This is a genomic window from Candidatus Hydrogenedentota bacterium, from assembly GCA_035450225.1.
Classification (GTDB): domain Bacteria; phylum Hydrogenedentota; class Hydrogenedentia; order Hydrogenedentales; family SLHB01; genus DSVR01.
This window is the reverse complement of sequence record DAOTMJ010000057.1, coordinates 1-21,610: the sequence shown is the minus strand read 5'-3', so window position 1 is coordinate 21,610 and position 21,610 is coordinate 1. Positions and strand designations below refer to the sequence as shown.

The following is a 21,610-nucleotide window of genomic DNA, read 5'->3' as shown; positions in this document are numbered from 1 at the left end:
TACCAGAATTATTGTCCCACGAATCAAACGAATGCGGCAAGTGTGTCTCCGACCGCGGCGGTGCGCCGGTCCTGCGGAGGGCGGGAGTACAAGCGCGAAGAGTGACCGGCTTGTGGGTGTTGCCCACGTTGGAGAGGCTCGCCTTGGAAATCCTATACGGCCAGCGTCATGAGCTCGCGCACCGTCGGCATGGACGCAAGGAACTTGTCGAAAAGGCCCGGAATCTCGTGGCTGGTAATATTGGTCAGTTGCCACACCTCATCGTCCACGACGGCAACGGCATTTTCGTCCACGGCCAGACCGGCGGTAATGCACAGATAATCCGCAATGCCGATCATCGCCCCTACCTGCTGGTACATGCGGACATTCGACCGCCGCAGATCGTGGTGGCAGGCAATCCCGTCCGAAATGCCGTCGGGCAGTTTCCATTTCTGCGCCAGCCGAGCCCCCACTTCGGCGTGATCCACGCCGATGATCTCTTTTTCGGCGACATGCGCCGGCATGTGCTCCTTTTGGCAAAGCCGGGCCACCTTAACGCACTCCTCGGGTAAAAACTCGTCCAAAATGACTTTACCGATGTCGTGCAACAGCCCGCACACGAACGCCTCCTCGCCGGATTGAACCTGCGGATTGGGATGGCCGCTCTCGACCAGCACGCGCATGGCCGCGCCGCTGAATGCGCTATGAATAAAAAAGCCCTCGACGCTTCCTTTCATGATATCAAACACCGTTGCCGTGAACGCGAGATTTTTGATGACCTTAATGCCCAGCAGAACCACGGCATGCTCGATGGTGCCCACCTGCTGGCGAAGCCCGTAGTAGGCGGCGTTGACCAGGCGAAGCGTTTTCATGGCAAGCGGCGGATCGGACGAAATGGCTTGGGCCACGGCCGACAAGGCGCATTGAGGATCGTTGACCAGCCGCATGATGTGCGCAACGGTTCCGGGCAGACTGGGAAGGGTCACCACCTCGTCCAGCAAAGTGTCTATATCATAGGTTTTGTTCACGATTCGCCGATATCGGGTGGTTTCGGCAGGCCGCTGCCGCCAAAGGCGCGCTCCTGCATGCAAAGAATTTCAATCACATGGGCCGGATGAATCAGATTAAGCGCCATCGAAAGGGGAAGGGTTTGAACAGCCCCCCCCGCTTCCCCGGGCAAAACAACAATCGCCCCTTTCGGATTTTGCCGCGCGCCAACAAGAACAATATTGGCTTGCCGGTTGTCCAGCAAGGTTAAACGTCCGACCCTGCCTGCTCCCTGTTTTTTCCAAAAGACTGGCTGACTCAGAAGATAAACTCCGGTTCGAGGACCGCCTCGTAATTCACTTCCCGGTCGGAAAAGGGAAACGACACCACTTCGAACACGCCTGTCGAGGTGCGCATGACCGCGCGGGCCGTACCCAACACGGGCGCCACGCCCAACAGGTACTGCAACGGTTTTCCCTGCTTGAGTTTTTTATCAAACGTGACGGGAATTTCCGCCCAACCCAACATGACATTCGACAAGCCCCGGCCCAATTTCGTCAAGGCTTTTTCGATGCCGGTCGTGCGAGGCAAATCGTCATCCGGATCAAAACTTTGGGCCACCCCCGGCGCCATCCCAAACACCAGCGCCGCCACCAGAATACCCACAATCGCCCCCAAATACAATCGCTTTTTCGTATCCACCGGGTCATCCTCCTGCCTAAAGGAATACTGGCAAAGATGTTATGTGCCGTCCAAAGTTTATCATAACCCGGCAAATCTGTCAATGTTTTTCAAATGCCGGTCACTAAGCCCGAATCAACTCGGGGAAAAACAAACCATTCCGGCGTTTTTTCACTGTTCAACGTGATCGCGCAATGGCCTTGAGCGCCTTTTCGTATTTGTCGGTAACGACCTCCCAAAGATATTCTTCCTTAATGCGTTCAACAGCCTTACGCCGATATTCGGCCACCGCTTCGGGATGATCCAGCAATTCCTGTAGTCGCGCACGAAGACTTTCCGGCGTCAAATCATAGACCACGCCGCTGCCGTTCTTCACGGCATAGGCGTTGTCGGGCGTGTTAAGCGTAACGCAGCACGTTCCATAACCCATGGCCTTGAGCAGACCAAGACTCGTGCCGCCGGGCTGGTTGCCGTGCAGCAGCGCATAGCAGCCGCAATGCAGTTCCTTGACATGGGCGGGATCGTAAATGCCGCCCGGAAAAACAATCCGGGGATCTTTTGTCGAATGGATGACACTGGCCGCATAGGCGCCGTCCTGCTCGCTGCCGCCGCCCATGAACAGTTTCTTGTCGGTCTTCAAGCCCTCGAACGCCTTGATGATGACTTCACAACTGTTTTCCGGGACAAAACGGCTCAGAAACAGAAAATAACCGTCTTTTTCAAGACCGTACTGTTTGATGATATCGGGATTCTCGGACGTTTCGACGGGCGCCCCATTGGGAATATACAGCGGTTCACGGCGATACCGGAAATGGCTCGCATAGTAGTCGCGCACGCTGACGGCGTCAATAATCATCTGGTCCGCCAGACGCGACGCAACCCGCGCGTTGAAATGGATGAACCATTTCGCGAAGCCTCCCCATTTCTTGCGTTTCCAGTCGAACCCGTCGGGATTGAGCGCCACGGGACATCCAAACAGTTTCGGAATGGCGCACAGCGTTCCGATGCCGGGATTGAATGCCAAGATGACATCCGGCTTTTCCTTGATCAACGCATGCCAAAATGCAAGAAAACTGTGGGAATACGTATCCGTGGCTTTTGTCTTGATACGCGGCAACTCGATGCGCCGGATCCCGCGGCATTCGGGTGTTCCATCGTCCGGAGAGCCCCTCCGGCAATAGCAAATGACCTCGTGGCCGCGTTCGACAAGCCGCGCACCGACCTCCTCGCCACAGGTTTCCAGACCGCCATAACGCGCCGGCACGCCCCGAATGCCCAACATGACTATCTTCATGGCTGTTCCTCCATATTACGGAGACCCTTTATGTCGTTTAAATCCTTTAGGTCCTTTTCCCTGTGACGTCTCGTACATCCTCGACGACATTTATTTCTTTGGCGCATCATACCCTCTCAATATCTGTCGGGTCAATGAAAATTATTGACAAATTCAAGCGGCTGGGATATTATTCTCTTGACTGGTGGAAAATGCAGGCGCTTGGCCTGCAAGTGGCCACGCGAAAGCCGAAACTGCCGGTCGTTTGTGCAATAAACATTCGTAGAAAGTAAACGATGGCAACAAGCCGCAAGAGCGAGGCGGAAGTCAGGGAAAGTCTGGCGCTGGATGTCGCCGAAGCGCGCAAGCGGCTTGGCGAAAAACGGTTTTGGCTGCTGAAGCAGTGGGTTGAAGACGTAAACGGGGCTTATGAGGCGGCCATTGCCCCCTACGTGAACGGGCGCACATGGTTATTGGACGCCGGCTGCAGCCGGGGCGATCCGGATATTCCTTCCGTGCAAAGGGCGGGATTTTCGGTGGGTTGCGATGTGGACCTCGCGGGACTGCGCGGCAACATGCTGGTATGCGATCGTGTACAGTCGCCGCTGGATGTGCTCCCATTCGCGGACAATGCGTTCGACGTGATTATCTGCAAATTCGTCGTGGAACATTTGAAAACGCCCGCGAAGACCTTCGCCGAATTTGCGCGCATTCTGAAACCGGGTGGCGCGGCCATCGTTTTGACGCCGAACGCGCTGAGTTTCTTCACCATGATTTCGCAGGCCATTCCTTTTCGACTCAAGGCGCTGTTGAAGAAACACATGTTCGGCGGATACGAGGAAGACACGTTTCCGACGTGGTACTACGCGAACCGGCGCGGCCAGTTGGATCGGCTGATGCGCGAGGCGGGCTTGCGGACGGCGAGGCTGGACCTTCTGGGCGGCATGTGGATCTTCTTCATTTTCAACAAACCGCTGGCATTGCTGGTGCGCTTCTTCGAACGCATACAGTTGAAGACGCCGGGATTGCGAAATTTCAGCACCTATTTGATGGGCGTTTGGGAGAAACCTTAGCGAATGGACTGGCAGGGACGCAAGGTATTGGTAACGGGCGGTGGTGGATTTGTGGGCAGCCATCTAGTCGAACGGCTCTTAAGCCTTGGGGCGCGCGTCCGCGCGACCGTTCACGGCGATGAAAACTATCACTTGGGATTTCTGGGTGTCGCGCGTGGACAATGGCCGGATCGGCTTGAAGTCCGGGGCGGTGATATCCGTGACGCCGCCTTCGTCCGTGCCTGTGCGGCGGACATGGACACGGTGTTTCATTTGGCCGCCGTAACCAGCGTGGCCTATTCATACACGCATCCGGAAGAGACCATCGCCACTTGCGTCATGGGCACGCTCAATGTGTGCGAGGCGGCCCGCGAAGCAAACGTGCGCCGGATGATTTACACCTCGTCGGCGGGTGTCTACGGCGACGCCGAGGGCGGCGCGCCCATTACGGAGGATCACCCCGTCCGCGGCTGCAACCCCTACACCGCGGGCAAACTGGGCGGAGATTTCGTGGCTGAAACCTATCATCGTTCCTACGATCTGCCCGTGGCGACGGTCCGCCTGTTCAATGCCTACGGGCCGCGCATGGGACGCTATCTGATCATGCCCACCATCATCCAGCAAGCACTGCGCAATCCGGTCATTCGGCTGGGCGATCTGACGCCCACGCGGAATTTCACCTTTGTGGAAGACATCGTGACGGCGTTCGTCCGCATGGCCGAGGAAGATGCGGCCATCGGGCAGGTAGTTCACTTCGGTTCGCCGGCCACCGTGTCCATGGGCGACTTGGCGCGAAAGATCTTTGCGATTATGGGACGGGATGTTCGCATCGAGACGGACGCCTCGCGGCTGCGTCCCGGGAAAAGCGAGATCCGCCAAGTCATCGCGGATTGTACGAAAGCACGAAACCTGTTACAGTGGGAACCGCGCGTGACGCTGGACGAGGGACTTGCACGCACCATCGAGTGGATTGCGGCGGGCGGTTATGAAAAGGAAACAACAGGCCACCGGTCATAAACGGGAACGTGGTTGATGGAATCGAACGGTAAATACCAAGGAGTAATCCTCGCGGCGGGACACGGCTCGCGCATGGGGCCGTTCGGCAAGATGTTTCCAAAACCCATCGTGCCCATCTGCAACAAGCCCTTGCTCGCGTACCAAATGGAATACATGCGCCAAATCGGCATCGAAGACGTCCTCATCGTAATAGGCCATCTGGGCTATCGAATTACGCAGGTCCTCGGCGACGGATCGCAATTCGGCGTCCATATCCGTTACGTGGAACAGGAACGGCGCCTGGGAATCGCGCATGCCGTCGGCCAACTCGAACCCTATATAAAACATCCATTCATGCTGTTTTTGGGCGACATCTTCTTCGAATTGCCCGATTTGCGCGAAATGGTCAATGAAATGGAACAGCATGGGGCGAGCGCCGTCTTGGCGGTAAAGGAAGAAACCGATCCGGAAGCGGTGAAACGCAACTTTGCCGTCATACAACGCGAGGACGGATCGGTGCGGCGCGTCATCGAAAAACCGCGGCACCTGCCCAACATGCTCAAGGGCTGCGGGTTGTACCTGTTCGATTTGCCGATTTTCGACGCTATCCGGCGGACGCCGCGCACGGCAATGCGCGACGAATACGAATTGACGGATTCGATTCAAATTCTGATAGACTACGATTATCCGGTCCGTGTGTCGCCCGTGGTCGAGTGGGACATCAATGTCACGTACATCGGCGATCTGATCCGGTGTTCGCGGCACGTGCTCGAAAAGACCGGACGGCGATCGCTGGTCGGATCCCGGTGTCGGTTGGCCGAAGGCGTCCAATTGTGCGAGTCGGTGCTGGGCGACGACGTGACGGTGGAAAAACCGATCCGGCTGGAACGTTGTGTGGTATTGTCCGGAGTTGACTTACGCGGCGAAGAGGATTATTGTGATTGCGTGATAACCCGGGATGGCGTGCTTCGCGCATTCCAGGAGGCGTGACCGTGCGGTGGGTGTTGAGCGGAAGGCAAACGTGGCTTTGGGCGACGGGACTGGTTTTGTCCAGTTTTACGGCGCTGGGCCTAGAGCCCCTTTTGCACGGCATGCCGCTGGATGAACGTAACCGTCTTGAAATCAAGCAGATCGGCGGCCATCTCACGATCTCGGTGATTTCGCGCAACCGGCTGCCGCTGACCACACCATGGGAAGTGGACGGGCACCAAGTGCAACGCGTCACCGAACGCACTGAACTGGCCACGATAAACTCGGAAGTCCTTGTTCCCGCCGCACCGAATTATTTGTCAAATCCCGGGGACCTTTACAGAATAACGGTGGATGGTGTATGCTTTACTCCGCCGTATCACAGCGTGCGGGAAGTAAAAGCGGAAGAGGCCCGCGCCTACCTGTACAGCGAGTTCGTCAAATTGCAGGGCCGGCTTGATGGCATACCCCGTGAAGCGATGCGGCGTGCGGCAGGCGTTTCGCTGGCCGTCCTGAACAAGGCGGGGCGCCTTCCAGGCGAACTTTCGACGACCGTGCTGAGGAGTAAAGCGGGGATAACCCGGTTCGGCGGCGAAAAGTTGGAGAAGCGAAAGACAACCGTGGCGCCGGTGGGCTGGAAAACATCGGCGGCGGAACAAGGGTTGCCGGACCTGCCGCCCGGAACGGCGCAGCCGGACAACGAGAAAGGGATCGAACGGAAATGAAGAGTGAACGGGCGGATACGTTCAACTTCGATTGCCGGTTTAGGCTACAAGTGGAAGGGGACGAAGAACACATGGTTCGCTATCTGGAACGCAATCGAGACCCCGTGAAAAAGACCGGTCTGCGTGCAGGCGGGTCGCGTTTGTGCCTCATTGCCGTGGCTTTGACGCTAGCATGGTGGGCGTTCGGAGCCGTGGCGGTAGACAACGCCGACACTTCCGAACACAAAGCCCCCCCAAGGGCCAAGGGAGACGGGATTATCCTGCTCGACCCGAAAACGGGCAAAGAGGTTCCCATCTCGGCGGAAGAGGTCGCCAAACTGGGCGGCGAGAATCCGCCCTATCTGCTGCAAGTCGGCGATGGCATCGGGGTGGCGTTCCGAATTGCCACCTTGCGCGAGAATCAACCCCACTGGGACTACAAACTCGAAATCGGCGACCAGATGGAAGTGCGCCTGACTGCGGACACGCGCGGCAATAGTGAATACCTGATAGACGTGGGCGATGTCATCGCGATCGGTTTCTTGGATAACTGGGAACTGAGCGTCACGCGAACCGTCCGTTCGGATGGCCGCATCACCGCGCCGGAAATAGGCGACGTCGAGGCTGCCGGCAAGACCCCGTCGCAGCTTCGCGCGGACTTGACCGCGCTTTACGACAAATCCGGGCTGCTCCAGGGCGAGCCGCGCCTGACGGTCAATGTGGATTTCATAAACGTGGACCGCTTGGACAACATAAGCCGCCAAGTGGCGGTACGCGCGGACGGCGCCATCCGCCTGCCGGGATTGGCCGCCGATGTGCGCGTGGCGGGTCTCACGGTCGGCCAAGCGTGCGAAGCCATCAAGGCGGAAGCCTCGAACGTGTTGCGCAACCCGCCGCTGGTCAGCATCAATGTCACGCCCGCGATTAATCAAACGCTGGCCGAAATGCGCGGCGTGGCAACGGTCCAACCCGACGGGAAAATCTCGATACCGAGCCTGCCGCCGGTTCAAGCGGCGGGATACAACATCGAGGAATTGAAACTTGAACTAGCGAAGGCGTCTGCGGGACTTTGCTTCAATCCCATCGAGCCGATGGTCAATCTGGCCCGTATGACAGGTTCGCGTTTCTACGTCGGCGGCGAGGTCCGCATGCCGGGCGTCTATCCGCTCGATGCCAGCCCGACCGTCTTGCAAGCCCTGCTCATTGCCCAGGGACTGACGAAGGATTCGCGCATGAAAAGCGTGATTGTGATGCGACGCAACCCGGAAGGCGGAAAACCGTTCATCCTGAAGACGAACCTCAAAACAGCCGTATCGAAGGGCTACACCGAGAACGATTTCCCGTTGCGTCCATTTGACGTGGTGTTTGTCCCGCTCAAGAGCATTGCCATTGCCACCCGGTTCGTGGACAATTACATCAACCAACTTGTTCCCTTCGACAACGGCCTCGGCATCACGGCCAATTACTATATGAACACACAGAAGAGCATTGTGGATTCGACGAGCCGCAGCATAGTGGATTCGACAAGCCGCAATTTCAATTTCAACACGGGTTTCACGGGGATTAGCGACGTCTTCTCCCCGACCACCACGACAAGGTAGGAATCGGACAATGGATACGGACCGGGCAATTAAACACGCCCAGTTCTTAGGACGAAGGAGATAACGGGGACCCATGAAGCAACGTCAGATATTCCTACGCGATATCCTGGCCATCTTGTTCAAGCGGAAGCTCTTGATCGTGTCGTTTGCGATACTGGTTTTCGCGATCGTGTTCGTGGGCAACTATGTCTGGCCTCCGACATACGAGTCATCCGCACGGCTTCGCCTGACGCGCGGACGCGAGGTCTATCAGACCGATCCCTCCGTCATGAAGAGCCAGGAAAACATCGCGATGATTCAGATGGGCCAGCAGGATGTCAATTCCGAGATTGACGTGATCCGAAGCCGCGATGTGCTCGAGCAGGTCGCCAAGGACATGGGCCTCGATCAACCCCAACCGCCGGCAAAAAATGTCCTGCGGCAAGTCTACCGGACCGTCAAGAAAGCATATCTGGAAGGATTGTATTATCTTCAGATCAAATCGCGTCCGACCCCCATCCAGGCGGCCATCGAAAAACTTACCGACGCCATCGTGGTCGAACCGGTTCGCGATTCGTTTCTCATCGACGTGCGGTGCCGCCTCGGCGAACCGAACATGGCGCACGACGTGCTGGCGCATTTGCTGGACGTGTATGTCCAAAAGCGCGTGGCGGTCTTCTCAAACACGAAAAACAGCCCGTTTTTCCAAGAACAGATGGACCATGCCTCCGAGGCGCTGAAAAACGCGCAGGCCGCGCTCGACGAATTCCGCGCCATGAACCAGATCGTCAATGTCGAGGGCGAAAAGCAACTCCTCCTGCAACAGGACACCGAACTGAAACGGCTGCTGTCGCAGATGCAGGAAACCGAAACGGCTGCGGAATCCGTGGGCGACAACGTGTCCGAGAGCGCGTTGACCGAAATCCTGTCCCGCCAGACCGGCTCTCCGGTCGTGACGGAAATGCAGATGCGCCTGCTGGAATTGCTGGCGGAACGCAACCGCCTCAGTAAAACGCTGGGCCCGAAACATCCAAACCTAATCCGAAGCAACCGCGAAGTGGCGGAAGCCCTCAACAATCTCAAAGGCGCCATCCAGGAAGTCAAGCGGACCACCGAAGCCAAACTGGCCGAGATAGGCGAACGCTTGGCGAACCTGAATTCCGTCGTTTCGCAACTGGAAAATCTGGACCGCGAGGTCAAGATCCATTCCGCGTCGCTGGAGTATTACAAGCAGAAGTTCGAGGAATCGCGCGTCATGGACGCGATGGCGCAGGAACAGATCTCGAACGTCAAGGTCGTGTCCTCGCCAACGATGCCGGTGGATCCGATCAAGCCGAAGAAACTGTTCAACCTTGTCTTTGCGTTGATCGCGGGGATCGTGGGCGGACTGGCGCTGGCCTTCTTCCTTGAATATCTCGACCACGGGATCAAAACCCCGGAAGATGTCGAATGTTATCTGGAAGTCCCGCTTTTGGCCTCATTCTTCCGCGCCCCGAAAGGCCGGCTGAATCCCAAGGAACTCGAACGGCTCTGTACGGCCCTGGAGTTCATCAACCCGGAATCGCCGGTAAAACTCGTTCAGGTGACGAGCGCCGTGGGCGGCGAAGGCGCGCAGAGCGTGGCGCGCGCATTGGCCGAAACCCATGCCCGCGATTCGGGCGGACAGGTCCTCTTGGTTGATTTCGTGGGCGGACCGGGCCAGAAAAAAGCTGCGGGCGGCATGGGCATGATTGATGTCCTGACGGATCAGACCGTCCTCGACGACGCGCTGATCTCCGACGGCAACTTGTTCATTTTGGAACGCGGCACGCAGTCGGAAATTCCACTTTACATGTGGAACTCGCCCCGCATGGCCAGTTTCTTGGACGAATTGCGGCAACGCTTCACCTTCGTGGTCTTCCATCTCGGTTCGGTGCTGCAAACGGCCGAGACCCTGCGGCTGGCGCGTTCCGTTGACGGAACGGTCATTGTCATTCGATCGGACAGCACACGCCGGGAAGTGGTCGGACGCGCAATTGACATGCTGCGCGAGGCCAAGGGCAAGGTGTTCGGCGCGGTCCTGACCGAGCGCAAGCAGCAGATTCCGCAGGCAATCTACCGGCGCATCTAAAACGCCGGACCTGATAGCTCTTGCCGGGGCGGGCCGTGGGGTCCGCCCTGTTTTTCTTGCGTGGGAACCGTGAGGGTGTGCGAAGTGCGGGCACGCGGCGCAATGGCGGAGTATTCGGTCGTTATACCCGTCCACAACGAGGCGCATGGCATTGCGAACTTGCTGCGCGAAGTACGGGCCGTCCTTGCCGGTTTGGGCGTTCCCTACGAAATTATCGTCGTGGATGATGGCAGCACAGACACGACATGGACGCTTGTGCAGGAAGCGGCCAAGGCCGGGGATGTCTTCGGGTACCGGCTGAACCGCAATTTCGGGCAACAGGCGGCGATTTGCGCCGGACTCGCCAAAGCGAGAGGCAACGCCATAGCGATTATGGATGGCGACGGTCAAGACCCCCCGGAAGTCCTCCGCGCACTCTTCGACAAATGGCAAAAGGGATGCGACGTCGCCTACGGGGTCCGCCGCGGACGCAAGGAAGGTTTCTTGCGCCGGGCCTGCTATTATGCCTTTTACCGCATTCTGGGTTACCTGGCCGACACGCCGATTCCCGCCGACAGCGGCGATTTCGCCGTAATCGATCGCAAGGTCGCCGAGTTTATCCTCTCCATCAACGATCGCGCACCGTTCATTCGCGGTTTGCGCGGGTGGTATGGCGGACGGCAGGAATCCGTTCCCTATGATCGGCCCGCACGGCGAACCGGCCGCACGAACTGGTCGTGGTTCGCCATGATCGGTTTCGCCGTCAACGGCATCACCTCCTTCTCGAAAGTGCCGTTGCGCCTCGCGATTTACATGGGCGGCTCAATCGCCATGGCCGCGTTCGCCTTTGGAACATTCATCGTGGTGCGCAAACTGGCCTTCGGCGCCGTCCCTGCCGGCGGCAGTCAGGGATGGACTTCGCTGGCCACGCTCGTGGCGTTCCTGGGTGGATTGAACCTCTTTATGCTCGGCGTGGTCGGGGAATACATCGCCCACATTTTCGATGCCGCCAAGCGTTTTCCCGTCTATCTCATCGCGGAATCCACTTCGCGGGAAACCGATTGATCGCGGCGCGATGTACGCCAGGGCCAAATGAGCATCACCGTGCCCAGCAGACTGAGGAAAAGCCATATCACGAGGTGCGGACCCGCCGGATACGGGTTGCGATAGCCCGGCAAGGGTATTTCAAACCATCGGGCATGCCACCACGCCGGAAAGAAATGCGAATTTTCGTACCATGGGTAAAACCACAGAAAATTTCCATGCGATATGAAATCGAAAAACAGATGGGAGAATCCGCCGATACACACGCCCGCGACGGCCTGCCGCACACGGGTAAACGGCATCTTTTCGGGATTGCGCGCCCCCAGGATCCATGCGGCAACCTTGGCCCCCGACCCGGCGCGATTCAGCAGAATGCCGAGCCGAACGGCCGTCCAGTAAAGCAGCAGGCCCGCCGGCAGAACCAGCAGAAAAAGGCCCACGAGCGTATGGCCGTACCACTGCCCCAATCCCCCCCGAAAAACTCCCGCGATTCCGTCAACCACATCGGGCGTGGCGGCGCCGATGCACAGCGCGGGCGCATTGAAACGGTGGGGCCAACGGCGCCAGAGCGGCGCAATAAGCCCCTGGTGCGAGGGAAACGCCAATGGCATGCGGGGGTTCCTCCCGATGGATTCCGCCGGGAAACGCTACATCACTTCTTCTTCGCCGTGTTCGCCGCCCTCTTCGTCGCCGATGCCGGGAGTCACGGCATACGATTCCAGGATGCGGTCAATCTTGCGCATGCGAAACCAGAGGAACGGCACGTTTTTCATCCGCGCCATGACCCGGTTTCCCTGGGCGGACCTGACTTCGATATCGCCCGCAAACAAAAGCGCCAATTCAAACGCGTCCTTGTAACTGGCCGACACGCCCTTGGCGCCCCGCCCCAACGAGGTGGTGCCCCGAAACGCCGCGTAATGGACGATCTCGTTCTGCGAAAACACCCATTTGTCGTTGAGATGCGCGGCGGCAATCATGATCAGATAGACAACCGACAGAAACAGACTAATCAAAAAGCCGAGATCCCGCGAATACCCCGGCTGCAAATGTGTAAAAAAATGGCCGATGTGATCGAAAAGGAAGAATCCCTTGGCGCCCCGCAGCCACAACACGAAAAACCAGACCGCCGCAATCACCGCAATCCAGAATACCGCCATGTTCCGGCTCACGTCCACACCCATGGTCAACACGACGATCACGAACACGATCACGTAGATCCATGCCTCCGTTTTCGGCGAGAGCCAACCGAACCGGTCCGTAATCCAAAACAGGTATCCCAACAAAATGATCGGCCAGACATAGACAAGCGCGGGATACGAGTAGATGACCGCTCGTTCTTCCCGCGGTTTGGCGGATTCGATTCGGACGCGCGTTTCGACTTTGGGTTCCTGCGCGGCCTCAATGGGCGGCGCGGATTCCGGGCTGTTCGGTTCCATACGACGAGTCTCCTTTTGTATTGATTGTCCGTCATGCCCGCGGGGCAAATCAATTGTCCCGCTGCGGCGGCAAATCCCGCGGGATGGACAAGGTTTCGCGTATTGCGTCCGTCGCCGCTTCGCGGATGACGGCGGTTATTTCGCCGGGAACGATTTTGATGACGGCATACGAAGCCGGCTGTCCCCGGTGGATTCGCGCCGTGAGATGGCCGGGATTGATGTAAAACGTTCTTCCCAGGATTGCCAGATTCGGCTTGTGGGTATGGCCTGTCAAGACGATATCGGCAGCCCGTTCAATATGGCGCAGATCCTTTTCCGCATGTACACCGGCCACCGTGACGCCATCGAACGTCTCGTGGATGCGCCGGGGAATCCGTGCATCGTGATATTCCGGACACCAGAGTCCGGGAACCATGCGGACATCGTATCCCGCCTGTGACAATTCGACGGCATCGCGATAGTCGTCGCCAAGATGAAAGATGATTTCCGCCGAAAAAAGGCGCGCCATCGAAGCGGCTACCGACCGCATCAAATCGGTGTTGCCGTGCGTATCGCTCATCACGCCGAGAATCATGCCGGCATCACGCAAGGCCCGCGGTGGTGAATGCACGGAAGCATCTCCACTATTTCCTTTATCTCCTTGCCTCCATTTCTTGCCCATGCATTATCGGCGACACGCACACTAAAGATCCTCCGAGTCGGGCCGATAAATGAAACGTGAAGACCCCAGAGAATTGAAGTTGTATCGAGGTTCGGCGTTGAGCGCCCAATCCCAGCGCCACGTGTCCTGCGCCGGACATTCGGGGTCCTTACCTCCTTTGAGTGCGCCATGACGTCCCGTTGTGGCGCTCTTCTCTTTTTGGGGATCATCCGTTTTTCCGTCCTTCGCCAACTCCTTGTCGTGCCCGTTACCGGCGCAGCAAGGATCACGGTTTGGTCGTTCTGGCGCGAATCCAGGAAACGATTTCACCGATAAATGTCTCTTTTTCGCAATCGTTGAACAATTCGTGATACCCGCCCTCGAATAGTTTCAATGTTTTGTCGTCCGACCGCGATCGCGCGTAGAGTTGGCGGCTGCCGTTCACATCGCAGAGGCGGTCGGCCGTGCCGTGAAGCGCCAGCCACGGCAACACGACGTCTTCCATGCGCGACTGGATGCAATTGGCGGCGCGGGTCATTTCGGCGCCGGTTCTTGCCATGATCCGGCCGTGGTACACCAGCGGGTCGGAAACGTAACCGCGCACCGCTTCGGGATCGCGGGAAATTGCATCCGTATCCAGGGGCAACACGGCCAAGCGTGGGAGCAGTGCGCCGACGACGCCCGATATGCGCTGGAGAAACGGCGACACGTCGTCGCTGACTTTCAGCAGCGGACTGCTCAGGATAATGCCGGCGAGCGACGGTTTCCGCGTAGCCGCGTACAGGGCGACAATCAAACCGCCCATGCTGTGCCCCATGACAAACAACGGAAGGCCGTCGAATTGGCCGCGAACCGCCTCGGCATACCGCGCCACATCGTCCACCAGCCGATCGAACGAGGCAATGTACGCCCGCTTGCCCGGCGATGCGCCGTGTCCGCGCAGATCGATCGCGAAAACGGCGAAACCGGCCCGCGTCAAATGCGACGCGGTCCATGTGTACCGGCCGCCGTGATCCGCGTAGCCGTGGACAAGAAGGACGGCGCCTTCCGGCGGCGCGTCCGGCATCCATTGGCGCGTGTGCAGTTCCGTCCCATCGGGCGTGATGAAACGCGATGCCGTTTCATTCATGGCTGCTTCCCCTTTCCAACAGTCTCGACGATGCAGGATCCGCCGTGGGCGCGCGCATACGCCAGAATGAGTTGTGCCGACATGCCATAGGCCTTGACGCCGCCTTTGACACGGTTGGCTTTCAGATAAAGATCGTTGACGCGGTGCTGCACGCGGCTGACGCGTCCCGCATACGCTTTCGCGAACGCGTTGCAGGCGTCCACGTCGCGCTGGACGCCCGGATGGCGCTCCGCCAGCAGCGCCTTGCCGCGTTCGGGCGCGCGGGCAATCAACTCAGACAAAAAACGCCGTTGCGCCGTGAGATAGGCCGAGTATTGCAGATAAGGATGCTTGCTCGAGGCGCACACAAGATATCCGAAGAAATTGGCCTCGTCCTCACTGGTGATGCCGCGCTGATGGGCCTTCTCGTGCGCAATCACTTCGGGCAGCGTACAGTCGGGCATCTTCCGGTTGTAATTCGCCTCGCCGGTGAAGGGACAATACACGCCGAGAATCAATGTGTAACACATGATCTCCGAAAAGAAGACCGGCTTTGCCGGCCCGCGCGACACCGCAAACGACCAATGCAAGCCGAGATCCTTGGCGACACGCCGGTACGCGCCGTCAATGGCCATGTTCAACGCCTTGCGCGACAACGGAACCTTTGTCGGCGCGCCCAGATCCTCCACCTTGAACAGCGCCAGATACGCGTTGTTTGCCGCCTCCACCAGTTCACGGCAGATATGCTCAAGTTCGGCAAGGGCCGCCTCGTCTTTCGGTCCGTCCGCATAGTCCTGCCACTGCATGCGATCGATCAGGCCCGCCCGGTCATAGTTGAAGCCCCATGTCCAGTAAAAAGCCAGCACAATGACCCCGGCAACCGCCCCGGCATGCAATACGCCGCAGGCCAGGGCATTGGACCAACGGCGGCGGCGGCGCGCGACATGATAGACAGCCCGGATCGTCAACGCGAGGAGCCACAGGAGAAGCGCCGCCAGCAACGCCTCGCCCACGGAAAAAGGAATCCATCCCGTAAGCGCCGCGAGCGTCCGCCCGAACCACTGTCCAAGGGCCTCGGTGTACGCCTTTTCGATGAAATTCGGGAAACGCGACAACACCTGAGCCAAAATCGCGCTGGCCGCCCCCGCCGCAAGCAGACCCACCCGCAACCGCCACCGCAACGGCCGATCCTCCGGCCATGCAAGGCCCTTCTCCTCTTCCATGCGCGTAAACCTCCCTTGACACTATATCAAGTCGGCAACGCCAATGCACAATAAGCCGGAAACTTGGGATTTGCGTTGGTAAACCTCTTGTTCATCGCAGTAAAAAGATTTGCCCGGCGCATCATTCCCCAAAAACCGATTGCCATCCATCCAAAATCGTTTTTTTGCGATTCGAAGGACCGGGAGACGTCACGTCCACAACATCCCTCGCCTTTTCCGTGCTAGCCCGCCGTGTCTTGTTGCCAATTCATGCCAAGGAGGTTATGATGCCGCTGGAGCAAGACGGATATTCACGTAACAAACGGAGAGAGGATCATGCTGGTTGCCACCGCACTATGGGGCTTGTGCCTGTTGGCGGCAGGGGAAAACGACGCGCCGGTTCAATTCCAGGCGCACCGGGGCGGCCTGAAAGAGGCGCCGGAAAACACGATGGCGGCGTATCGCCACGCGTGGACGATTCCCGGTGCGATTCCCGAGGTGGATGTAACGGTGGCGCAGGATGGCACGATGGTATGCATTCATGACGATACGCCTGGACGGACGACGAATGCTCCCGCCGTATTCCGCACGAAACGAATCGGGGAAATCCCGATTGAAACGTTGCGCTCATGGGACGCGGGCGCGTGGTTCGATGCCCGGTTTGCTGGCGAAAAAGTCCCGTTGCTGACGGAAGTCTTCGAGGAAATGAAAGGCCGCCCGGAAAGGCAAGTCTATCTCGACCTGAAAAATGTGAGCCTTGCGAAACTGGCCGCGCTAATCGCCGATTACGGACTTCGCAACCAGATCATCTTCGTCCACGGCGACCCGGAGATGTGCAAGGGGCTCCATGTGCTGTTTCCCGGCGCGCGGACGATGACGTGGATTAGCGGCAAGCCGGAACGCATCCAGCAACGTTTCGCCGAACTCGCGCAAACGAATTTTGCCGGCATCAGCCAATTGCAATTCCACCTGCCGACGCTCCGCACCGAACCGGAAATTGAATACGCGCTCGACGAGGCGTTCCTGCGCGAAGCCATCGCGAAAACACGCGCCGCAGGCGTCGAATTGCAGTTGCGTCCCTTCGATTTCGACGCGCGCGCGCTGGGCAAACTCGTGAAACTCGGCGTTCGGTGGTTCGTCGCCGACGAACCCCGGCGGTTCGCCGAGGCATTGGAAAACGCGAAATAAATCAACCGCCGATCAGCCGCCGGGCGTTGCCAGCCAAGATGAGCGCTTTGGCCGCGTCTGTGATGCGCGCGTAAAAGACCAAGCCAATGGCCCCCGCCGCCGAAATGAAAGGCATGTCGGAACCAAAGAGAATGCGTTCCGCCCCCGCCACATTCACGGCATGTTCGATGAACCCATACGCATGCTGTGATGTCGTGATGTCCAAATACAAGTTATCAAAGGACTTGGCGAGATCCAACGCTTCGGGGAAAGAGGCCGGAAACAGGGCATGCCCAAAAATCAGATTGACAGCACGATGGCGTTCGAGCACTTTTCGCACATTTCCAGGGCCGCAGTTACTATCCCCCGTCCAGGCATGCGTTAGAACGGGGCAGCCGTGCAATCGGGCCAGTTCCCATGCAGGCTCGTAGTTTGGTCCTTCCAACGGATAACCGGTCAGGCTTGGATGCAGTTTGATACATCGAAAACCAGGTCCGGCAAGGCGCTTCGCGACATCCCGCGCCGATTCTTCCGGATAATGCGGATCGAAGACGGCATATCCGGCAAAACGGTCCGGATAGGATGCCAGCGCCGCGGCCGTTTCATCGTTGCCAAGGACCGCATCGCCTTCGATGGCCGCATTCGAGGAAATCCAGCCCTGCCGGATGCCGAGGCGATCCATTTCCCGCACCATGCCGGCCGCATCTTCATGCGGGATGTGAAAGTTGTAATACGGCCCGATGTGCTGATGAATATCTATTATTTCAAAATCTTGCGCCATAACGACTTGGAGGTTTCCGGAACGTAGGACAGACTGGACAGTCTGTCGTAATCGTCCATGTAGGACAGACTGGACAGTCTGTCCCACAGAAGAAAAACTGGAGGCCTACATACAGAAAGAGCGGGCATGTCTTGCGACATTCCCGCTCTCAAAGTCAAACGCTATGCTGGGATCAACCGCCGCCCGGAGGAAGCAGAGTCGCATAGGACGTAACAAGGTTCGCATCCAGCTTGCCGACGTAATGAGCCGCCGTCTTGCTGATGTACTGACCCTGCTGCAGGATGCCCTGGACATCCGTCGCTTCGCCCTGCCATGCGATAACCAGCGCGCCGTTCTTCTTGCCGTCCGTCGTCGGACGGTTCGGGATCAACAACGCCGTGTCGGATTCCGATCCGCCGGGAACCGACGCCGGGTCGTACGCCACGGGGCGGAAAGCCACCGTCGAAAGCGCCGGAATCGAGAACGTGTTGCCGCCCGGAGGCAGAACCATTTCGATGCCGTTTTCGTTGAAGTACTGGATCGTGCACTCCTTCGGGGTGGCCAGATTGTTGTGCAAATAGATGATGGCCACCGTCCCCGTCGTCGGCGGATAGAAGGCCGCCGCCGGAGCATTGTCCACGAACCATGGTACGCTCATCGATTTCGCGAAGGCAAAGCCCCCGACCAGACCGACCGCTACCAATACCGCAATTACGCTCAATTTCTTCATTACTCTACACCTCCTCTCGTTGTGACATACTGCCTCAAACTTGCGGGCCACAAGGCGCCGCCAGTCCTCCGCCCCGCTTGGGACGGCTTGCAGATTCAATTTTTCAACCATCGCAGGCACTGCCTTTCGATGTCTTCAACTAGTTTGTACCACAAACCAGTCTGAATGTCAAGAACTTTTTTTACTTTTTTAGATAGGTTGAATGCTTTCCTCGGGACGCCCATATAATGCGAATAATGAGTATTTCGACGCCGCTTCCTCCCGCGTATGCTTTTATATTCTATATAAATATTACTGTTGTTTTTCTTGACCGGTCTGCCCCAATCTGATATGAGCCTTATTTCTGAAAAGGACAAGAAAAAACTGGGCGTGTTTGTCGTATGGCACGGCATGTTCTTGTCGGGAATGTGGCGTATTTTTAGTTCCCTGTAAAGTAGTTGTTTGCGAGATAATCGGCAAGAACACGTGCGACGAGTGCGTGACCTTTGTCGGTCCAATGCGGATCGAATGAAAAAACAAGGCCCGTTTCATCGCTGTCACGAAAAGCCGGCAAGAGATTCACGACGTCATACGACAGGGATGGTTTGATTTCGTCGAAAAACCGAAGAAACCCATCTTCATACGGTTCCAGTGCATTATAGTATCCATCTCTTACTTCCCAGTTATCGGCACACTCGTTGCGGTTCCAGTGTTGATATCTTGGAAGAACGAAGAGTGTAAAGGTTGCTCCGTCTTCTTTCGCCTTTGCCGCGATTCCATCTATGATTCGCAGGGTATTGCGAAGATACGGCTCGATACTGGGCAGGGGATGCCGGTAGATGAAATAACGGTTCGTCTCGTGCATGCCGTTCACCATTACGTCGAAATCATAATACCGGAAATCGCGCGAACGCTCGAAATCACCCGCAATGTAGAGATTTTTTCGTAGACAATTTGCATCTATCAGAAGAAAAGGATAGCGCAAGGCATTGATGAGCGTGTTGGAGTGGGGCCGGAAAAGTTCCTGCAGGGCGCAGATATGGCCGGGAACATGTTGGGGACGCCTGAAGAAACACGCTCGTCCATTTCGATACGTCGCCTGTTTTGCATAGATCAGATCGTCGCCAAAATCGGTGACATCCAGAAAAAGCACAACGCAGGTGGGAGCATAATGCTCGCGTATCAATCCGGTATAAAGTAGATCCTCGAGGAAAGGAGAATAACTGCCGACACCCGCATTCAAGACGGCCAAATCGTTGCGGGCAAGACGTTCGCGCAATAGACGCTCCGTTGCCTGTGGAAAGGTTCCTTCCTGGGTTGCCCGCGGCCCAAACGTAAATGAGTCGCCAAGAACAACGATCCTGTCTTTGAAGTTGCGAAAATCCGAACGCGAGTAGTCGGTTCGCAAACCGTCTTCATTGGTGCGAATCAACGTGACAAACATGTCCGGCGTCGTCATATACATGGTGGCATTTGGGGTCGAAATATGCTGAAACTCGAGGGAATTGGCCATTTGAAACGGCATGATGCGTGTTAGAGGAAAAAGCGAGCGTACTGTTATTTCGGCAACAATCAGGGCAACCGACAGGGAAACAAGGACTAAGCCTGTTTCCAAGGGACTTTTACAAATGAAAAAAAACAGATATCCAAGGGCAATGGTCAGCATCCAATACAAAAGAATAAACCACGTCCAAAAACATTCACCCGGCGCTTCCGGGCGCACAAGACAATTGTTTCTGAACGTAAAAAAAACAAGGAGTGAAACAACAGCGTAAATTAGACTTACAATGATTGCATAACGCCATCTTGCACAAAATAAACCGGTGCCACAAGACATTTGTCATTTCCCGCATTGTCAAGTCGTCTGTATGAATCATGCCGGACTTTCGGGTCCGGGCGCGCCGCGGACAGGTGCGTTTCGGCTGTTTCCCGCCGGATTCAAGCCGGATGGGTTTCCGGGAACCCTTCGAGCCGGATCGGAGCGTGTTCGCCGCTGTGTCATTGGCCTCTATTCAAATAAATACCCCGTGTCCACCGCATTTGTCAAGGCCGATTCGGCAACGAAGACAGCCATTTCCGGATGAGGCGGGCAAGGCGGGCGGAGACGCGCCGTGCGACGGCGACGACCTCGTCGTGTGCAAGGGGGCCGGGACGGCCGCATGAATTGGCGACGCAAGCCACAAGTCCGGCCGACAGGCCGAGGTCGCGGCAGCGGGCCAATTCGGGCGCGACGCTCATCCCGACGGTGTCCGCCTTGATCGCCTGTATCGCGGCAATTTCGGCGCGGGTTTCGTAGCAGGGTCCGTGGACCCATTGGAAGATCCCGTAGCCATCGCAGCCGGGCAGCACAAAATCGGGGAACAGCATGCCGGGCGTGGCGTCCCATCGGAGGCACCAGCAAAGCCGGATGCCTTCGATACCCACAATGTCGCCGGGGCCGATTTCCGGCTTGATGCCGCCGGCGGCGGCCGTGAACAGAACGGTGCGCGCGCCGAAATCGCGGAGAACGTCCACAGTGCGCGCCACGGTTTCGATATCGAATCCCTCGTAGAAATGCAGGCGCCCGCATTGCAGGATCAGCGGACGCCCGGCGCAATCGCCTCGGATGAATTCGTAGGCGTGCCCCGGCACGCCGCCGCGAGGAAGTCCGGGAACGGCTTCGAAGGGGATGCGTTCGGCGATGTTGTCGAAGAGGGAGTCGAGGGCGATGCCGGAACCGGAGACGACGGCAAGGGGAAAGGCGCCATCGGGGACGATCCCGGGCGGCTCGGACCGGCATGGATTCCTCCCTCCACCATGCGTATTCATCATAGCCATCCTTGTTTCGCGCCCGTTGTCGTGCTCTTCATTCTCATCGCCATCATCATCCCATTTTGCAGTCAATAAATGGTAACGCAACATCGCAATGTCGCAAGGAGTCGAATTTTTTGAGAAAAACCACTGCTGTCCACAATACGATTGCCCGAAGAAACTTCATGAGAGTACCGAATTCTCGAACTTTGTAACAGGCTGAAACTACCCGAAAAATGTTGTTTCTCCGGTTGAACGGATTACAGAATCCTATTGAAGCATTGAATGCGGAGCCCCAACAGGAGCAGAAATTAGGGCGAGTGTGTGGGACAGGCTGTCCAGCCTGTCCCTGAAGTTTGGACATTTTAGTCCGATGGACTTTATGCATAACCGATGAGGACGCCCCTCGCATGGAGTCGTGTGAAGGGTAGGTTAGTCCCGTAG

Annotated in this window: 21 protein-coding genes; 8 read left to right on the top strand and 13 right to left on the bottom strand. The window is 57.5% G+C overall.

The genetic code is table 11. The features are described from left to right. Positions 1-152: 152 nt before the first annotated feature. The 4 genes from P5540_18265 to P5540_18250 form a co-directional block, all read right to left on the bottom strand. The gene (locus P5540_18265; GenBank protein HRT66763.1) at positions 153-1,007 is read right to left on the bottom strand and encodes an HDOD domain-containing protein; all 855 of its coding nucleotides are present in this window, start codon (positions 1,005-1,007) and stop codon (positions 153-155) included. After that, positions 1,004-1,231: a hypothetical protein gene (locus tag P5540_18260; GenBank protein ID HRT66762.1), complete on the bottom strand. Its 228-nt coding sequence runs from the start codon at positions 1,229-1,231 to the stop codon at positions 1,004-1,006. Before P5540_18260 ends, P5540_18265 begins: the two co-directional genes overlap by 4 nt. A gap of 53 nt (positions 1,232-1,284) precedes the next feature. Next, positions 1,285-1,668, bottom strand: coding sequence for an exosortase system-associated protein, TIGR04073 family (locus tag P5540_18255; GenBank protein ID HRT66761.1), 384 nt, complete (start codon positions 1,666-1,668; stop codon positions 1,285-1,287). A gap of 157 nt (positions 1,669-1,825) precedes the next feature. Next, complete coding sequence (locus tag P5540_18250) at positions 1,826-2,941, bottom strand: glycosyltransferase (protein HRT66760.1); 1,116 nt, start codon at positions 2,939-2,941, stop codon at positions 1,826-1,828. A 275-nt stretch (positions 2,942-3,216) separates the two neighbouring features. On the opposite strand from P5540_18250, the gene P5540_18245 reads away from it, so the two are divergent. The 7 genes from P5540_18245 to P5540_18215 all read left to right on the top strand — a co-directional run bounded on the left by P5540_18245 (position 3,217) and on the right by P5540_18215 (position 11,375). Beyond that, positions 3,217-3,993 carry a class I SAM-dependent methyltransferase gene (locus P5540_18245; protein HRT66759.1) on the top strand — a complete coding sequence of 259 codons (777 nt, stop codon included), beginning with the start codon at positions 3,217-3,219 and terminating at the stop codon, positions 3,991-3,993. A gap of 3 nt (positions 3,994-3,996) precedes the next feature. Next, on the top strand, positions 3,997-4,989 hold the full coding sequence (locus P5540_18240) for a GDP-mannose 4,6-dehydratase (protein HRT66758.1): 993 nt from the start codon (positions 3,997-3,999) through the stop codon (positions 4,987-4,989). Between the two features lie 15 nt (positions 4,990-5,004). Beyond that, positions 5,005-5,958 (top strand): sugar phosphate nucleotidyltransferase, encoded by a 954-nt coding sequence (locus P5540_18235; GenBank protein HRT66757.1) that lies wholly within the window; start codon positions 5,005-5,007, stop codon positions 5,956-5,958. 2 nt (positions 5,959-5,960) lie between these two features. Then, positions 5,961-6,662: a hypothetical protein gene (locus tag P5540_18230; GenBank protein HRT66756.1), complete on the top strand. Its 702-nt coding sequence runs from the start codon at positions 5,961-5,963 to the stop codon at positions 6,660-6,662. Beyond that, a complete protein-coding gene (locus tag P5540_18225; protein HRT66755.1) occupies positions 6,659-8,242 on the top strand; it encodes a polysaccharide biosynthesis/export family protein in 1,584 nt (527 codons plus the stop codon). The genes P5540_18230 and P5540_18225 overlap by 4 nt, the downstream gene beginning before the upstream one ends. A 73-nt stretch (positions 8,243-8,315) precedes the next feature. Next, positions 8,316-10,331, top strand: coding sequence for a polysaccharide biosynthesis tyrosine autokinase (locus P5540_18220; protein HRT66754.1), 2,016 nt, complete (start codon positions 8,316-8,318; stop codon positions 10,329-10,331). A 75-nt stretch (positions 10,332-10,406) separates the two neighbouring features. Next, the gene (locus tag P5540_18215) at positions 10,407-11,375 is read left to right on the top strand and encodes a glycosyltransferase family 2 protein (GenBank protein HRT66753.1); all 969 of its coding nucleotides are present in this window, start codon (positions 10,407-10,409) and stop codon (positions 11,373-11,375) included. On the opposite strand, the gene P5540_18210 is transcribed toward P5540_18215, so the two are convergent. The 5 genes from P5540_18210 to P5540_18190 all read right to left on the bottom strand — a co-directional run bounded on the left by P5540_18210 (position 11,336) and on the right by P5540_18190 (position 15,761). Beyond that, the gene (locus tag P5540_18210; GenBank protein HRT66752.1) at positions 11,336-11,965 is read right to left on the bottom strand and encodes a DUF4184 family protein; all 630 of its coding nucleotides are present in this window, start codon (positions 11,963-11,965) and stop codon (positions 11,336-11,338) included. The genes P5540_18215 and P5540_18210 overlap by 40 nt on opposite strands. 36 nt (positions 11,966-12,001) lie before the next feature. Beyond that, the gene (locus P5540_18205) at positions 12,002-12,790 is read right to left on the bottom strand and encodes a hypothetical protein (protein HRT66751.1); all 789 of its coding nucleotides are present in this window, start codon (positions 12,788-12,790) and stop codon (positions 12,002-12,004) included. Between the two features lie 49 nt (positions 12,791-12,839). Then, entirely contained in the window at positions 12,840-13,400 is a 561-nt protein-coding gene (locus P5540_18200; protein HRT66750.1) for a metallophosphoesterase family protein, read from the bottom strand. A 316-nt stretch (positions 13,401-13,716) separates the two neighbouring features. Next, on the bottom strand, positions 13,717-14,559 hold the full coding sequence (locus P5540_18195; protein ID HRT66749.1) for a lysophospholipase: 843 nt from the start codon (positions 14,557-14,559) through the stop codon (positions 13,717-13,719). Continuing rightward, positions 14,556-15,761 (bottom strand): DUF3810 domain-containing protein, encoded by a 1,206-nt coding sequence (locus P5540_18190; GenBank protein ID HRT66748.1) that lies wholly within the window; start codon positions 15,759-15,761, stop codon positions 14,556-14,558. The genes P5540_18195 and P5540_18190 overlap by 4 nt, the downstream gene beginning before the upstream one ends. Positions 15,762-16,076: 315 nt before the next feature. Here P5540_18190 and P5540_18185 point away from each other — a divergent pair, with 315 nt between their 5' ends. Continuing rightward, entirely contained in the window at positions 16,077-16,928 is an 852-nt protein-coding gene (locus P5540_18185) for a glycerophosphodiester phosphodiesterase family protein (protein ID HRT66747.1), read from the top strand. A 1-nt stretch (position 16,929) separates the two neighbouring features. On the opposite strand, the gene P5540_18180 is transcribed toward P5540_18185, so the two are convergent. From P5540_18180 to P5540_18165, 4 genes are all read right to left on the bottom strand, one after another. Continuing rightward, positions 16,930-17,688 (bottom strand): amidohydrolase family protein, encoded by a 759-nt coding sequence (locus tag P5540_18180; GenBank protein HRT66746.1) that lies wholly within the window; start codon positions 17,686-17,688, stop codon positions 16,930-16,932. 172 nt (positions 17,689-17,860) lie between these two features. Next, on the bottom strand, positions 17,861-18,397 hold the full coding sequence (locus P5540_18175; GenBank protein ID HRT66745.1) for a hypothetical protein: 537 nt from the start codon (positions 18,395-18,397) through the stop codon (positions 17,861-17,863). 418 nt (positions 18,398-18,815) lie between these two features. Further along, positions 18,816-20,213, bottom strand: a complete 1,398-nt coding sequence (locus P5540_18170) for an SGNH/GDSL hydrolase family protein (GenBank protein HRT66744.1) — start codon at positions 20,211-20,213, stop codon at positions 18,816-18,818. 206 nt (positions 20,214-20,419) lie between these two features. Continuing rightward, on the bottom strand, positions 20,420-21,184 hold the full coding sequence (locus P5540_18165) for a purine-nucleoside phosphorylase (GenBank protein HRT66743.1): 765 nt from the start codon (positions 21,182-21,184) through the stop codon (positions 20,420-20,422). Between the last annotated feature and the right edge of the window lie 426 nt (positions 21,185-21,610).